This window comes from Streptomyces sp. NBC_00539 (genome assembly GCF_036346105.1).
Lineage (GTDB): Bacteria > Actinomycetota > Actinomycetes > Streptomycetales > Streptomycetaceae > Streptomyces.
Window position 1 is genome coordinate 59,342 of sequence record NZ_CP107812.1, and the last position, 14,863, is coordinate 74,204.

The 14,863-nt window shown below is 70.1% G+C and carries 12 protein-coding genes; 8 read left to right on the top strand and 4 right to left on the bottom strand.

What is annotated here, in order from left to right; genetic code table 11:
* Positions 1-297: 297 nt before the first annotated feature.
* Both OG861_RS32530 and OG861_RS32535 read right to left on the bottom strand, forming a co-directional pair.
* Positions 298-1,518, bottom strand: a complete 1,221-nt coding sequence (locus OG861_RS32530; RefSeq protein WP_329203272.1) for an esterase/lipase family protein — start codon at positions 1,516-1,518, stop codon at positions 298-300.
* A 1,392-nt stretch (positions 1,519-2,910) separates the two neighbouring features.
* Positions 2,911-3,681, bottom strand: a complete 771-nt coding sequence (locus OG861_RS32535; protein ID WP_329203270.1) for a 3-keto-5-aminohexanoate cleavage protein — start codon at positions 3,679-3,681, stop codon at positions 2,911-2,913.
* A 315-nt stretch (positions 3,682-3,996) separates the two neighbouring features.
* Between OG861_RS32535 and OG861_RS32540 the strand changes: the two genes are divergently transcribed.
* Positions 3,997-5,568, top strand: a complete 1,572-nt coding sequence (locus OG861_RS32540; RefSeq protein ID WP_443056830.1) for an FMN-binding glutamate synthase family protein — start codon at positions 3,997-3,999, stop codon at positions 5,566-5,568.
* A gap of 83 nt (positions 5,569-5,651) precedes the next feature.
* Positions 5,652-7,379 carry a thiamine pyrophosphate-dependent enzyme gene (locus tag OG861_RS32545; RefSeq protein ID WP_136211835.1) on the top strand — a complete coding sequence of 576 codons (1,728 nt, stop codon included), beginning with the start codon at positions 5,652-5,654 and terminating at the stop codon, positions 7,377-7,379.
* A 448-nt stretch (positions 7,380-7,827) separates the two neighbouring features.
* Here the strand turns inward: OG861_RS32545 and OG861_RS32550 are convergent, their stop codons facing one another.
* Positions 7,828-8,028 (bottom strand): hypothetical protein, encoded by a 201-nt coding sequence (locus OG861_RS32550; RefSeq protein ID WP_329203267.1) that lies wholly within the window; start codon positions 8,026-8,028, stop codon positions 7,828-7,830.
* Between the two features lie 469 nt (positions 8,029-8,497).
* Here OG861_RS32550 and OG861_RS32555 point away from each other — a divergent pair, with 469 nt between their 5' ends.
* Positions 8,498-8,674 carry a hypothetical protein gene (locus OG861_RS32555; RefSeq protein WP_329203265.1) on the top strand — a complete coding sequence of 59 codons (177 nt, stop codon included), beginning with the start codon at positions 8,498-8,500 and terminating at the stop codon, positions 8,672-8,674.
* Between the two features lie 95 nt (positions 8,675-8,769).
* Positions 8,770-9,267 (top strand): EF-hand domain-containing protein, encoded by a 498-nt coding sequence (locus tag OG861_RS32560; protein ID WP_329203263.1) that lies wholly within the window; start codon positions 8,770-8,772, stop codon positions 9,265-9,267.
* A gap of 509 nt (positions 9,268-9,776) precedes the next feature.
* Here the strand turns inward: OG861_RS32560 and OG861_RS32565 are convergent.
* Complete coding sequence (locus tag OG861_RS32565) at positions 9,777-10,244, bottom strand: hypothetical protein (RefSeq protein WP_329203261.1); 468 nt, start codon at positions 10,242-10,244, stop codon at positions 9,777-9,779.
* A 346-nt stretch (positions 10,245-10,590) separates the two neighbouring features.
* Between OG861_RS32565 and OG861_RS32570 the strand changes: the two genes are divergently transcribed.
* The 4 genes from OG861_RS32570 (at position 10,591) to OG861_RS32585 (ending at position 14,844) form a co-directional block, all read left to right on the top strand.
* Positions 10,591-12,036, top strand: coding sequence for an FAD-dependent oxidoreductase (locus OG861_RS32570; protein ID WP_329203259.1), 1,446 nt, complete (start codon positions 10,591-10,593; stop codon positions 12,034-12,036).
* 193 nt (positions 12,037-12,229) lie between these two features.
* On the top strand, positions 12,230-12,937 hold the full coding sequence (locus tag OG861_RS32575; protein ID WP_330261995.1) for a hypothetical protein: 708 nt from the start codon (positions 12,230-12,232) through the stop codon (positions 12,935-12,937).
* A 15-nt stretch (positions 12,938-12,952) separates the two neighbouring features.
* Positions 12,953-13,528, top strand: a complete 576-nt coding sequence (locus OG861_RS32580; RefSeq protein WP_329203255.1) for a toxin-antitoxin system, toxin component — start codon at positions 12,953-12,955, stop codon at positions 13,526-13,528.
* Positions 13,529-13,530: 2 nt separating this feature from the next.
* Positions 13,531-14,844: an MAB_1171c family putative transporter gene (locus OG861_RS32585; protein ID WP_329203253.1), complete on the top strand. Its 1,314-nt coding sequence runs from the start codon at positions 13,531-13,533 to the stop codon at positions 14,842-14,844.
* Positions 14,845-14,863: the final 19 nt, after the last annotated feature.

A 14,863-nucleotide genomic window follows, 5' to 3' on the forward strand; every position in this document is an offset into this window, starting at 1 on the left:
CCGGGTCACCGTGACGGCTGCGCGCTGGGACATCGCATGGGCGGGGTCGGCACTTTGGTTGCTACCCGAGCGTCGCTCGCACGGCGCGGGATCACCGTGGGGTACCGGACCGGGGCCCAAACCACGGTGACGGTCCGGCAGCCCGGGAGCGCGGCGCCGTACGGCGCCGGCGGGCTCCTTGCGGATGCGGCGGAGGTGGCGGGTGGGGGCCGTGCCCGTACCGCGCGGTCAGTGGCCGGGCCAGGGAGTGGCGGGCCGGGGACGGGGCGACCGTCGCCGGCCCACCGTGGCGGGTGACTACTCGGTGGGGAGGTGGTCCAGGATCCACCGGCCGAGGCGCTCGGTCATGACGGTGTGTCCTTCGTTGCCGTCGGCGCACAGGAAGTCGTCGAGCTCGCTGTTGGTGGGGTCGATCTTGCTGTAGAGGGCGTCCCGGTTGTCGATGTCGCCGGCAGCCACGGCACTGATGGTGGGGACGAACGTGGAGGTGGGGTGGGCCAGCTGTGCCGGCTCGCCGTCGAGCAGCATGGCCAGCATGGCGGCAATGGCGAAGTTGCCGGGCAGGAGCTCGGCTTCGGGGAAGAGGCCGCCGGGGGCGCCGTCGATGTCCGGCAGGCCGTCGGTGCGGACGAGGACCGGCTCGCTGCCGGCCTTCTGCAGGCGGGCGACGGTCTGGGCCCCGGTGGCCTGGGTGTTGAGCGTGGTGCCGCCCAGTACCGGTCCGCTGCTGCTCATCGCAGGGGTGCCGGCGGGGATGCCGTTGCCGGCTCCGGTACCCGAGCCGTTGGCGACGCCGAACCGGCGCACCCCGGCCGGCCAGTAGCCGACTTCTTCCAGCGCGGTGATGAAGTCGGTGCGCGCCTGGTCCTGGCCCGCGGTGGCGCTGGGGGTGGCGATGTGCCAGCGCAGCAGCTGGCGCGCGGCCGGGCTGTTGACCAGGGTGGAGAAGTGGCGCATCAGCTCGTTGGCGCTGCCCCAGTGTTCCTTGACGAAGTGCGCGAAGCCTTGGACGGCGATGGGCAGCCACGCGCCCTGGTGGGGGGTGTCGTAGGAGATGTAGGTGGAGGTCTGGTGCTCGTTGCCCATCTTGGCCAGGGCGTAGCGGGTGACCAGTCCCCCCATGCTGAAGCCGCCGACCGTCAGGCTGGCGGAGCCTTCCCGGTTCGCGATCGTCTTCTTGATGCAGTCGATCGCGGTGTCGGCGTTGTCGATGACGGACGCCGACCGCTCGTCGAAGCCGAGGAGGACGAGGTCGTAGCCCTGCTCCCGCAGCTTGGTCACGAAGGGGAAACGGCCGTTCTCCAGGCCGTTCCACAGCACGTCCGGGTCGCTCGGGCCCATGGCGAAGCCGTCGGCGAGGATCACCGGCCGTCGAACCTTCGTCTGGCCGGGCCGGCTGTAGTAGACCCAGGCGGTCCCTCCGGCCAGCGACCAGCGGTCGTCCCACGAGGCAGCCTTCGGCAGGACCGCGCGCTCCGGAGAGAGGCGGTCCAGGATGTTGACAACAGGCGTGGACATAAGTCGATGACTCCCTGTGCGCAGTGATGTGTCAGCCAGCGAGAAGCCGGCACGAGACGCCCCGTCTTCCGCTGAGCGGCAGATACAGAGTGCGCATGCACAGTAACCCTGCGTGAGAGGACGTCGGAGTGAAAGAACGTTTTACATGGACATTCTGTCGCGAAGGTGACCCGCCGATCAGGTGAGCGCCCACAGATCGCCCCTTGAACGGGAAGGCGCACGTCGCGTGAAAACGGCGGAGCGCCCGGGCTCCGGTGCCTCGATAAGGGTGGCGTGGTTTGGCGTCCGTCTCAGTGCTCCCGCAATCCGCCAGTACCAAGACCAGGCCCACAGCCGCACCGATCGCTTGTAACCCCGTCCGAACCGGACACCCGTGCCTCCCGACCTGCCAGTGATCACGTCACCGTAAACACACACAGCACGTCCCGGGCCCCCTGGATGCTCCGCCCGACACCTGCCGGCGCAGCACCACCTCCCCCTCTCCTATGTAAGTCCGGCTACTCACCAGCGGAAAAGGGCGGTCTGACCAGGCATAATGCATGGCTCTCGGAAATGCGGCTTCCCCCTAGGCTTCCCCCCAGGCGTACCCCTCCAGGGTTCCCCCTAGGTTTCCCCCCAGGCTTCCCCCTTTACGGTTCCCCCCAGTTGACCGAGACGGACCAGTCGCCGCGAAACTGGTCGCATGATCGAGCGCCGCCCGCTGGGCACCGGCCCCCGCCCCGCCACACCCGCTGCCGAACCCCACGGAGCGCGCCGGGCCCGACTCGCCGCCGAAGGCACCGACGCCGACCCGGCCGCCCAGGCCGCTACCGACGACCGCCAAGCCGTCCCCGGCCGGCGAACCCTCGGGCCCCGGCCCCACCCCAGACCGCGACTGACACCCGCGCGCCGTGCGCGGCGCACACCACGCCCCCGTCACCGGCAGCAGCCGGCACTCACCGAAAAACTCACCAACGGCTCCCGGTCAGTCACCAGAAAAGTCACCGGACACTCACCACCGCACTTACCAACGGAGTTGTTGGCTTGGAGGGCAAGCCGTGGACTGTGCCTCCGCTTGGTCGAGCAAACGGGCTTCCTTCAGCTACATGACCTGTCACAACGTTGGGTCGCCCCCCTCCGGGCCAGGGCGGAATCCTGCCGGCTTGAGACTGGGCCGCCTTGCCGCCCATGCAGTGACCGATGACCGAGAAGGTGTTCCACGTGGCTGCAGTGGTATCCGAACGCCGAGCTCAAGGTCTTCGATGACGTCGGCCACTTCGCCCCGGACGAGAGCCCGGAGGCCCTGGCGACCGTGGTCGAAGGCTTCCTCGGCCGCCACTGAAGTTGAATTGCGTGATGTCGGCCTGATCTTGGACAGCTGATCCCGATAAGGCCGACATCACGCGTTCAACTTCAGTAGCCGGCGCCGTCCGACGCGGGGCCGGGCCGGCTCCCCGGTGCGTTGACACTGAGGCCGACAGCGAGCCGCATCAGATGGGCGTTGTCACGTACCGGGGCGCCGTCGGCATCCACCAGCACATCCTCCAACCCCACGCGGGTCTCCAAACTCGCTGACAAGGCCTTCTCCAGCACGGGCCACGTACTGTCCCCCTCGCCATGCAGCAGCGCGGGAACGCTCAGGGCGGCTTCCTGCAGCACTGACAGGATCCGGTCGGCCTCATGTAGCGCCGTCTGTCGTGGCATGCCGATGACCTCCACCAGAATGCGGACACACGAGCCCGCCCAAGGACCGTCGAGGAGGAGGTGTGCGTCGGCCACCGACCAAACACCAGCCTCGATACCGATGCCCATGTCACTGAGCACGCAGGCCATCGCGTCGAAGCCCGGCTCGCTCACGTTGAGGGATACGAAATCCGGCGGATTTCCCACTTCCTGCCACCGCGCGACCTGCTCCAGCCGCCGAGTCACATCTCCGCCTGTGATCCACAATCCAGTCGAAACTCCCACGGGCAACCGGCATGCCGCGCGCACCGCGCCGACGGCTTCCGTGACATCGCTGCCTTCGAGGCTTTCGCGTCCTGCTCTGTTCCTGGGGTGCATGTGGATGCTGCTTGCACCTTCGGCCGACACCGCGGCCGCTTGCGCGGCCAGCTGCTGTGGGGTGAGAGGAACGCCGTCGTGCTCGCGACGGGTACGAGGGCCGTTGAGACATGCCTGGATCACCCTCTCGATCCTGTCACAGCCATCGGCTCAACAACACGGCCGGTCCGCTCCGGCGGCCACCGCCTCCTTGGCCCTTGGTCACCGACGGAGCAGGCCGGGTACTGCCGGTCCCCTGACCCCGCCCGGCCGTACGTGCGGCACACCGTGCGTACGGCCGGGGGCGCTCCCGGGCGGCCGGACCCGGCTCGCGGGGCCGGTACGGGTGCACGGGCTCGCGGGGCAGGTCACCTCCCGCGGAGCGGCCGGTGGTGATCATCTTCGAATGCGCGGATGACCAAAGGGCATGAGCGCGGTGTGATGACGAAGCTCAAGGTGATGGTGTTCGCAGTGCCGGGCGTCCTGGCGGGCGCCGCGGCCGTCGCGGCGGTGGCGCTCTCCGCCTGGTGGTGGGCGCTCGCCGTGCCGATGGCCGTTCTGGTGGCCCTGGCGGTACGGGACGTATGCCAGCGGCGGCACTCCGTCCTGCGCAACTATCCGGTCCTCGGCCATTTCCGGTTCGCGCTGGAGACGCTGCGGCCGGAGCTCCAGCAGTATTTCATCGAGCGCAATTTCGACGGTCGCCCCTTCGACCGCGACACCCGCAGCATCGTCTACGAGCGTGCCAAGGGCACCGACGCCGAGGAACCGTTCGGCACGGAGCGTGACCTGTACCAGCCGGGTAGCGAGTACCTCGTCCCCTCCATGGCCCCGCGGCCGGTCCAGGAGGACCCCCCGCGCGTCAGGATCGGCGGACCCCACTGCACCCGCCCCTACGAGATGGCCCTGCTGAACGTCTCGGCCATGAGCTTCGGCTCCCTGTCGGCCCAGGCCGTCACGGCGCTCAACACCGGTGCTCGGCAGGGCGGCTTCGCCCACGACACGGGCGAGGGCGGTCTGTCCGAGTACCACCTGGGGCCGGGCGGTGACCTGGTCTGGGAGATAGGCACCGGCTACTTCGGCTGCCGCACCGACGACGGCCACTTCGACGAGCGACAGTTCGCCGAGAAGGCCGCCAAGGAACAGGTGAAATGCGTTTCGCTGAAGCTGAGCCAGGGCGCCAAGCCCGGCATCGGCGGCGTGCTCCCGGGCGCGAAGGTCAACTCCGAGATCGCTTCGGTGCGCGGGGTGCCCGAGGGGGTCACCGTCGTCTCACCGCCCTACCACACCGCGTTCTCCACTCCTCGGGGACTGGTTCTGTTCCTCGCGCGTCTGCGTGAGCTGGCGGACGGCAAGCCGGTCGGCTTCAAACTGTGCGTGGGCTCGCGACGCGAGTTCCTCGCGGTGTGCAAGGCCATGCTGAGCGAGGACATCACTCCGGACTTCATCATCGTCGACGGCGCCGAAGGGGGCACCGGCGCCGCGCCCCTGGAATTCGCCGACAGCGTCGGACTTCCCCTCACCGACGGTCTGATCACCGTCCACAACGCCCTGGTCGGCACCGGCCTGCGCGACCGGATCAAGATCGGCGCCAGCGGCAAGGTCGCCACGGGGGGCGACCTGGTCAAGCGGCTGGCGCAGGGCGCGGACTACGCCAACGCCGCCCGGCCGATGATGTTCGCACTGGGCTGCATCCAGGCCCAGCGGTGCCACACCAACACCTGCCCCGTCGGCGTCGCCACCCAGGACCCGCACCGCGCGGCGGCCCTCGACGTGCCCGACAAGTCGCAGCGCGTCCGGCGCTACCAGGAAGCCACCGTCAAGAGCGCCCTGCAGATCATGGCGGCGATGGGGGTCGACCACCCGGGTCAACTGCATCCCGGCCTGCTGATGCACCGCGTCGATCCGCACACGGTGCGCTCCGGTGCGCAACTGTACGAGTGGCTCACGCCGGGGCAGCTCCTGGAGGACGCGCCGAGCTCCTGGGCCGAGGACTGGGCCGCCGCCGACCCCACCCGTTTCACCCGCTGACCCGCTGTCCCCCGACTTCCCATCCGGCCCGCCGGCAGCGCCGTTCGAGCACCGGCCCGCCCACGACCCCACAGGACTGCCTCATGACACGCACCGTTGCCCGCGCGATCGTCGACGCGTTGAAGGACCTGGACGTCCGCCAGGTCTTCGGCGTCGTCGGCGACGCCCTCAACCCGCTCACCGATGCCATCCGCACCACAGACGGCGTGGACTGGGTCGGCTGCCGCCACGAAGAGGCGGCAGCCTTCGCAGCCGGCGCTCAAGCCCAGCTGTCGGGCCGACTCGGGGTGTGCATGGGCACCGTGGGCCCCGGCTCGGTCCACCTCCTCAACGGGCTGTACGACGCCGCCAAGAGCCACGCTCCCGTCCTGGCCATCTGCGGGCAGGTCCCGCTCGCGGAGATGGGCACCGACTACTTCCAGGAAGTCGACAACGAGCAGCTCTTCCGTGACGTCGCCGTCTACCGGGCGACGGTCACCTCTCCACAGCAGATGCCCCGGATGCTGGAATCCGCCGTCCGTGCGGCGATCAGCCAGGGCGGCGTGGCCGTCCTGACCGTCCCGGGCGACCTCGGCGACCAAGAGATCGAGGACGACCGCCCTGTGCGCTTCGCCCTGGACCGCCCGGTGACCCGGCCCGACGATCCGGCCCTCGCCGAAGCCGCCGAGCTCGTCAACGCCGGGTCCAGGACCACGCTGCTGGTCGGCCGCGGCGCGCGGGAGGCTCGGGAGGAGGTGTTCCGCCTGGCCGAGCTGCTCAAGGCGCCCATGGTGCTCACCCTGAAGGCCAAGGAGGGGTTCGAGCACGAGAACCCGTACCAGGTGGGCCAGACCGGTCTCATCGGCAACCCCGCCGCCTCCCACGCGCTCGACCAGTGCGACACCCTGGTCATGTTGGGCACCGACTTCCCGTACCGCGACTGGTATCCCACCGACTGCAAGGTCGTCCAGATCGACACCCGGGGTGAACACCTGGGCCGGCGGGTCCCGGTGGACGCGGGGCTGGCCGGAGACGTCGGCGCCACCCTGCGCGCCCTCCTCCCGCGACTCGACGCGGCGTCCGACCGGTCCCACCTCGACGACTCCCGCTCCCGCTTCGACTCCTGGACCGAGGACCAGCACAAGCTCGCCGACCCCCGCCACGACCACCGCTGGACGGGCAAGCTGCGCGCCCTGGTGGACAACCGGGACCACGACATCCGCCCCGAGGCCCTGGCCGCGTGCGTGGACCGGCACGCCGCCGACGACGCGATCTTCACCTCCGACACGGGGATGGCCACCGTCTGGCTCTCCCGGTTCGTCACCATGCGCGGGACGCGGCGGCTGCTCGGTTCGTACAACCTCGGCTCGATGGCCAACGCGATGCCGCAGGCTCTCGGCGCCCAGCTGTGGGCGCCCGATCGCCAGGTGGTCGCGTTCTGCGGCGACGGCGGCCTGAGCATGCTCCTCGGTGACCTGATGACCATCAAGACGTACCGGTTGCCGGTCAAGCTCGTGGTCTTCGACAACCGGCGCCTGGGCATGGTCAAACTCGAACAGGAGCAGGCCGGTCTGCCCGAGTTCGGCACAGAACTCGACAACCCGGATTTCGCGGCGGTCGCCACCGCCCTCGGCCTGACCGGCATCCGCGTCACCGACCCGACGGCATTGGACGACGCGGTACGCCAGGCGTTCGACACCCCCGGCCCCGTCCTCCTCGACGTGCTGACCAATCCCCGGGAGATCGCCGTACCGGGCAAGCCCACCGTAAGCCAGGGCTGGGGTTTCGCCATCGCCAAGGTCAAGGAGACCCTCACGAGCGACGGCGGCTGACGACCGTACGACGCGCCTCCGCACGCGCCTCGGTACGCGGCACCTGCGCTTCCGGTCGGTTCGCCTCGGGCCCCTCCTGAGGGTGAACGGGGGCAGAGCGGCCGGGGCCGGACGCGGGGCGGTTGCGGACTGTCCGGCGGACACATCGGGAGCCTGTGCGCGAAGACTCAACACAGGACCGGCGGGAAGCTTGCGACGGCCAGCGTACCGAGGGGCTGGCCGTCGTCTTCTGCACTGGCGCGCGGCCGCTTCCGGAGCTGACTGACCCATCGGAAGGAGGCGATCCCTGCAGCCGTGATCGGACGCCGAAGTCGCGGGAACTCGCCGCGGCGCTGTGAAGCCGTACGCGCTGGGCCCGCCCACCCGCAAGCACCAGAGCCCCCCACCCCCGGCCTTGCGGCTTCGCCTTCAGGCCGAGAGGCCGCTGACGCGGGGTCAGCCGACTGGGTCAGAGGTGGCTGGTCTCGTCGTAGATCCTGAAATGCCACCACCGGCCCCTGCGCCACGCCTGCCGGTGGGCGTACGCGTCCGGGAGCGTCCTGCGCCACAGTTCTTCGTCGAGTCCGGTGAGCAGGAGCGTCAGTTCTCGGCGCGCCACCGGTGGCAGGCACACCACCACGGCTTCCAGGAGATCCCGGGCGACTGCCACGTCCTCTTGCAGCTCGCATCCCTCACAGGTACACCGCGATCTGCGCAGATACAGGTACCTACCCGAGGCGGAGAGAAACCTTCGACAAGAACGCAGGCCGGCCTCGGTGGCTCCGGGCCACAACCCGTTCTCGCCCCAGCGCCGGGTCTCCACTCGATGGATCGCAGACGTGGTCCGCGGGGAGAGAACATCGATGCGCGCCGGCCAGGGAATGGGCTGACGGGGAGCATCCGTCCACCAGGGACTCACCCAGCCGAACTGACACGGCGGTCTCCACTGCTGCATACGCAGCACACTCGGCCGTCTACGCGGCACGAGCCTTTCGGATTGTCAGCATGTCCTGATCATCACACGTGGAACAGTCGCCGTCGATCGGCTGACGGGTACGCACGATCCGGTGGCGCAGCAGTCGTTGCACGAGGCGTTGGATGAGAGGGCGCCCCGCACCTTCTCCCGTTCCTGAGGCGCCATGACCGACTACGTACAGGCCGTCATCGACGTGCTCGGCCACCCGCAGGCCGACGGCGCCACCCCCGCCGCCTGGCAGCGTCTGGAAGGCGAGCTCGGACGGTCGCTGCCTGGCGGCGAGGCGGAAGGGACAGCGGGCGGCGAACCGCGTGACCCTGGAATTGGCGCGAACGGGTGACGGGGTCGCCGTAGTCGGTTGGCGGTGCCGCAGGTAGGACACCGTGGAGGTGACCTGTAGTACCCACACCTTCGAAGGGCAGTTTCATGGACGTCATGACGGCCAGGGAGCACGTCTTCCGCACGCTCGACGCGGACGGCGACGGCGTCATCTCCCGCCAGGAGTACCTCGCCCGTCCGGACCGGGCTGCGGCCGAACTGGGCCGCAGCAGCAACGACCCGCTCGTCGCGTCCGCCCGCGCTCTGCACGAGCGCGTCTTCGCCTCCATGGACGCGAACGGCGACGGGCAGGTCACCTTCGACGAGTACGCGGCGTGGGCGGGTGCCAAGACCTTCGACGACGTCTGCCGAGAGGCACTCGGATCGCTCTTCGACCTCGCCGACGCAGACGGTGACGGCGCCCTGGAGCGGACCGAGTTCTCGCGGCTGCGCGAGGTCCTCGGCAACAACGCCGACAGCGCGGCCATGGCGTTCGACGCCCTGGACACCGACGGCGACGGGCGCATCGACCGGGACGAGTACCTCACCGCCATCCGCGCCTACGTCAGCAGCGGCACGTCCCCCATGTACGACGCCCTGGTCACAGTCGGCTGACGCCCACAGCTGCCCGGGCCTCGGGGGCGGTTGCGGAGGTGCGCCGGCGGGACGAGCCGGCTCGGCGACGGTGGGCGATGTCAGGCCCGTAGAAGGACGGGTTCGGGGTAGGCGGGGCGCATGTTCAGGCATCGGCGTTTTCGTACGGCAGTGGTACTCGTGGTCAGTTGGGTGGCTTTGACGGGAGTCGAACGTTGGGGTGAGCACACGCCGTGGCGGGTGGCTCTGCTCAGCGGGTTGGTGTGGGGGGCCGTGATCACTGGTGCCTGGTGGTTCGCCGAATGGACGCAGATTGGTCACCCACGGTCGACGCGGTCCGGAGGCGGCACGGGTACCGGGAGTCGCGCGCCCGAAGGCAGGGCGGATGACGACCGGGCATCTGCGGGCCGGTACCTGGAAACCTGACGGGGGCACTTGGGGGCGGCTGCCCGGCCGGTACGGGCACGCCGTCCGTGCTTCGGGTGCGGTGGTGCGGGCCGCGGCCCGGTGAGGGGCGGCCCGCAAGCCGGTTACTTGATCTTGTAGGAGCAGCCCTTCTGGTTCGTGACGCCGTCGCTCTCGGCTACCTTCTGGCCGTCGACCTTGATCACACAGGGGGCCTGCTGGAGCTTCCCGTCCGGGCCGGTGATCGTGCCGGGGACGACGTTGACCAGGTAGCCCACCTTCCGCTCCACGGCGCTGACTTCGACGGTGCCCGTCTTGGACCACGGCAGGGTCTGCTGCTCGAAACCGCTGTCGACGCCGCTGTACATGACCAGGGTCGAGCCCGTGCCCCCGACCTCCAGGGTCACCTCGTGCTTCGCGCCGCCGGCCTTGGCCGGCGGCGCGGACGGCTGGGCGGTCGGGGACGCGGCGGGCTTGCCCTCGTTGGCGGGGGCCTTCGGGGTCTTGGGTGCCTCAGAGGTGTCGCTGCCGCAGCCGGAAAGCAGCAGTACCGCCGCCGCGCACGCCGTCATCCCGGCCATCGTCCGTCGCATGTTCCGTGTACCTCATCCTTCGCCTTGCGTGCGTGCTCGTTCGCCGGTCGTCGTTCGTCGTTCGTCGTTCGTCCGGTCACGGGTGATCCCATCACACACCTGTCCGATGGACCTCGTCGGAGTACGCGCGTTGCTGCGTAACGGCGCCGTGGCGCCGCGCTGGTGCGGCCGGTGCCACTGCCTCTGGCGGGCGGCTGCGTGGTCTGCGAAAGTGCCCGGTCAGGACCGGTACGTGGCGGAGCGCGGACCGCGCTTATGGTCTTGATCTCGCCGAACAGTCCCCAAGGCCTCGTCCGGACGCCGTCCGCTCGTGCCGGTAGTCCGCCGTTGGAGAAAGCAGCACTCGATGACAGCGCTCCCTTCGTGCTCCGCCCGCGTGGTCGTCCTCGGTGGTGGTCTGGCCGGCACCCTCGCTGCCGCGGCCCTCGCGCCCCACGTGGGCGAAGTGCTCGTCCTGGAGCACGACCCGGTGCTTCCCGAGGCACCCGCGCCGCGGCCCAGACTCCCCCAGGCCGCCCACGCGCACATACTGTGGGCCGGCGGGGCCGACGCCATGGAGGAGCTGCTTCCGGGGGTGACGGACGAGTGGCTCGCCGCCGGCGCCCACCGGATCCCGATCCCCAAGGGCATGGTGTCCTTCTCGCCGGCGGGCTGGTACCGCCGCTCGTGGCCCGATACCCACTACCTGATCGGGGCCAGCCGGAACCTCATCGACTGGGCCGTACGCAGGCGCGTCCTGCGGTTGCCGAACGTCCGGGTGCGGACCGGCGTCAAGGTCTGCGGTCTGCAAGGGGACGCGGCCCGGGTGGTGGGCGTGGTGGTCCGTGACGCGCGGGACGAGCGGCAGGTCGTCGCGGCGGACCTCGTCGTCGACGCGACGGGCCGCGGTTCGAGGAGCACCCGATGGCTGCGGGAGATAGGCGGACCCGAGGTGCGGGAGACCGTCGTCGATGCGGGAGTCCGCTACGCGAGCCGCAAGTACCGGGCGCCCGAGGGGGCCGAGACCGGCTGGCCGGTGATCCACATCCCCGCCGATCCCCGCGAGGACCGGCCCGGGCTCTTCGCCACGATCATCTCCATCGAGGACGGCCAGTGGCACGTCAGTCTCTCGGGTACCCGCGGGGCCGAGCCCTCGGCGGGTGAGGACCTGTTCGAGGAGTTCGCCCGTCGCGTCCGTCATCCGCTGGTGGCCGAACTCCTCGCGCGCGCCGAACCGGTGAGCGAGGTCTCCGTGTTCACCCGTACCGCGAACAGGAGGCGCCATTTCGAGCAGGCGGCTCTGCCCGAGGGTTTCCTCGTCATGGGGGACGCGGCCACCAGCCTCAATCCCGTCTACGGTCACGGCATGTCCGCGGCGGCCCGCGGTGCGGTCGCGCTGCGGGACACGACGCGGCGCACGTCGGTGCTCTCGCCGGGATTCGCGTCGAAGGCCCAGCGCGCGATCGCCCGGCCGGCGGCGGCGGCCTGGATGCTGGCGGTCGCTCAGGACCGGTTCTACCCCGGCGCGGTGGGCAGGAAGCCGTCGCTGGTGGACCGTCTGGGAGCCCGCTACATCCACCGCCTCAGCCAGACGGCCGTCGGCAACGCCCTGGTCGTCAGGAGACTCACCGACGTCATGACGATGCGCAGACCGGCCCACATCCTGGGGCTCCCCGACGTCCTCCTGGCCGCCGCGCGCGGCTCTCGCATGCCCCCGCTCGACGGGCCGGAGCTGACGCGGAGGGAGCAGGACGTCCTGGACCGGCCGCCCCTGCGGTCGGCCGGGGCGGCCGCCGCCGATCCCGGTACGTAGGCCGTCCCTTCCGGCCGGCCGCGCGCCGACCAGCCGGCGCCCGCCCGCCCGCCCGCCCGCGCGCCCGCGCGCTCGTCCGTGAAACGATCGTTTCGTTGCCTCGACCACCGTTTCCGTGGTCTAGTGATCGGCAGGTCAGGAGCCCACCCTGACCATGTCCTTGTCCTCCCTCCGTGTCCTGATTGGAGGGTCAATGAGCGACGGGTACCAGGACCTCGCCACGACCATCGACACCCTTGTGCACAGAACGGGACTTGACCGGGGGAGCCTGTTCGACCTCAAGAGACTGTCCTTCCACACCTCGCTGCCGGAGGCCGACATCCGCAGGCTCCTGGACGGCGAGGAGCTGGAGGCCGCGGAGGTCGACCACCAGGAGGTGGCGCGCCGGATCCAGTTCCTGATGGACACGCGGCTGTGCCGGGAAGAAGGACCCGGGGGCGCCGTCCGGGAGCGCCCGTACACGGCGCCGGAGATCGCCGCCGGGATCGGCATGACGCCGCAGTGGCTCAACACCCTGCTCAGCCAGCGCAAGCAGAGTTCGCCGAACCTCAAGCACGCCGGGCGGATCGCGCGGTTCTTCAACGTGCCGGTCAACTTCTTCACCGACGAACCGGCGGAGGCGCTGAACCGGGTGCTGCAGAGCGAGGTCCTCCCCCAGCTGAGCGCCCTCATCGGGAACCCGCGCGCGGCCGTCAGGAACCGCTACGCCCTGGAGATCCAGCACCGGCTGGGTGACGTGGTCCTGGAGCCGCCCGTGGAGCGGGCGTTGATGCTCTTCGTCGACGGGATCGCGCGGGAGGAGAGCCCCGCCGGGCGGGCTTCCCACAGAAGAGCGGACTCCGGGAACCACTCCTGCGCAGACGACGCGGGGCGAGTCTCTGCGGGCGCGAAGCACTCCTAGGTCAAAACCGTATAAATGGGGACGTACCACATGGGCAAGAGGAAGATGATCAGGCTGCGGAACGAGATTCTCGCGAACCTCGGCCGCCCGATCCCGTCGGATCCCGACGAACTCTTCGAGGCACTCAGGCAATTCCTGGAGCGACGGTTCAACGAGGACCGCGGGGACGGAGCGTACCGGCCGGTGCAGCTCCTCTTCCGTGAGTTCCCCGAGGACACCGCCAGCGGGCTGACGCTGACCTTCGACGACCGGATGGTCATCGTCGTCGAGCGCCACACGACCACCCTTCACCAGCTGGTGATCTTCGCGCACGAGATGTGGCACGCCCTGATGGGCAAGTGCCTGACCCACGGCGCACAGCCCGACGCGGTGTCCGCGGCCGCCCGCTCCCTGGGGGGCGAACTGGAGCACGCCGACATCCTCGCCCTCGCCGCGCGCACCCATTTCCACACCAAGGAGGAGAACGACGCCGAGGCGTTCGGGCTGCTCCTGGGCAGCAGCTGCCGGGAGATCCTCGAACCGGGCGCCGCCTCCCTTCCGAACACAGGTCTGGCCGGGCGCATCCAGTCCAGCATGGGCCGGGGCTTTTGAGCATGGAGGGGTCGGACTACTACATACCCGCGTTCGCGCTGGCCGTCGCGCTCGTGGTGAAGCTTCCCTCGCTGTGGCACAGCAGACGTTCGCCGATGTCCCAGGCGATCTTCGTCATCATCGCCGCCTCAGCCGGGGGGTTCGCCTTCGCGGCTCCGCCGAGCGTCGAACGCGTCAACCGGCTGACGGGCGTCTCGAACGTCTCGGCCCTGATCGTCTACTGCTTCCTGTCGTGCCTGTCCTGCGCTTCGATGGTGCTGCTCCTGCACTGGCGCGGGGGGCCCGAGGCGAGCGTCCGCCGGCAGACCAGGATGTGGATCGCCGCCACCGCCTGCGTGATCTCGACCTTCTGCGTCCTGTTCGCGCTCAGCGACGTACCCGCGGAGCGGCCTCGCGACCTCGACACCTACTACGCGACCACCCCCTTCATCGGCCAGATGATCGTGTTGTACCTGACCGCTCACGCGGCCACCGCCACGGTCGTGATGACGAAGTGCTGGCGCTGGTCGGCCGAACTCCGGGCGGCGAAGGCAAGCTGGACCCGGTGGGGCCTGCTCACCCTGGTGACGGCCTTCGGCCTCGGCCTGTCCTTCGCCCTGCTCAAGTTCACGGCCGTGGGGGCCCGCTGGGCCGGTACCGACGCGTTGGACGTGCTCAGCACCGACATCGCCCCTCCGCTCGCCGGTTTGGGCGCCTTCATGACCACCGTCGGATTCCTGATCCCGGTCGTCGGGCCGCGACTGGAATCGATGTGGGACGCGTGGCGCGCCTACCGCCTCATGGAGCCGCTGTGGAGCGCTCTGGAACCCTGGGTCGGCGACGGCGCTCCCATGCGGATCGCCAGGACCTCGTCCCTGGAGATGAGGGCCACCCTCAGGGCCACGGAGATCGCGGACCGCCTGCTTAACCTGGCGCCCCACCTCGACGCCAGGCATCGTGCGGCTGCCGAGCGCTATGCGACGGCGCGGGGCCTCGAAGTGGAGGCTGCCCTGATCGTGGCAGAGGCCGCCACGATCAGGGCAGCTCTCGCGTGCACTCCGGCTGCCGGGGCGCCCGCCCCTGCACGGGTCGCCGGTACGCCCGCCCCTGCACGGGTCGCCGGGGCGCCCGCCCGTGCGCTTGCGCCCGCCTCTGCGCCTGCGCGCGCACCGGAGCCCCAGCGCCCCCCGGCGGACGACAACGGGAACGCCCCTGGGCCTGGCCCGCTCCCCATACGGATCTCCGGAACGAACGGGCTCGCGGAGCTCAGCCGCCACTTCTCCAGGATCCACCCGACGGACCTCCTGGTCGACGCCGCCCACTCGGAGAGCAACTGATCATGCACACTCCTCCCCC

Bases quoted from the DNA above. Each gene is read 5' to 3' on its own strand.
- OG861_RS32540 (WP_443056830.1), top strand. From the start codon at position 3,997: ATGGTGTTCGCAGTGCCGGGCGTCCTGGCGGGCGCCGCGGCCGTCGCG.
- OG861_RS32580 (WP_329203255.1), top strand. From the start codon at position 12,953: ATGGGGACGTACCACATGGGCAAGAGGAAGATGATCAGGCTGCGGAAC.
- OG861_RS32570 (WP_329203259.1), top strand. From the start codon at position 10,591: ATGACAGCGCTCCCTTCGTGCTCCGCCCGCGTGGTCGTCCTCGGTGGT.
- OG861_RS32545 (WP_136211835.1), top strand. From the start codon at position 5,652: ATGACACGCACCGTTGCCCGCGCGATCGTCGACGCGTTGAAGGACCTG.
- OG861_RS32575 (WP_330261995.1), top strand. From the start codon at position 12,230: ATGAGCGACGGGTACCAGGACCTCGCCACGACCATCGACACCCTTGTG.
- OG861_RS32555 (WP_329203265.1), top strand. From the start codon at position 8,498: ATGACCGACTACGTACAGGCCGTCATCGACGTGCTCGGCCACCCGCAG.
- OG861_RS32560 (WP_329203263.1), top strand. From the start codon at position 8,770: ATGACGGCCAGGGAGCACGTCTTCCGCACGCTCGACGCGGACGGCGAC.
- OG861_RS32585 (WP_329203253.1), top strand. From the start codon at position 13,531: ATGGAGGGGTCGGACTACTACATACCCGCGTTCGCGCTGGCCGTCGCG.
- OG861_RS32530 (WP_329203272.1), bottom strand. From the start codon at position 1,518: ATGTCCACGCCTGTTGTCAACATCCTGGACCGCCTCTCTCCGGAGCGC.
- OG861_RS32565 (WP_329203261.1), bottom strand. From the start codon at position 10,244: ATGCGACGGACGATGGCCGGGATGACGGCGTGCGCGGCGGCGGTACTG.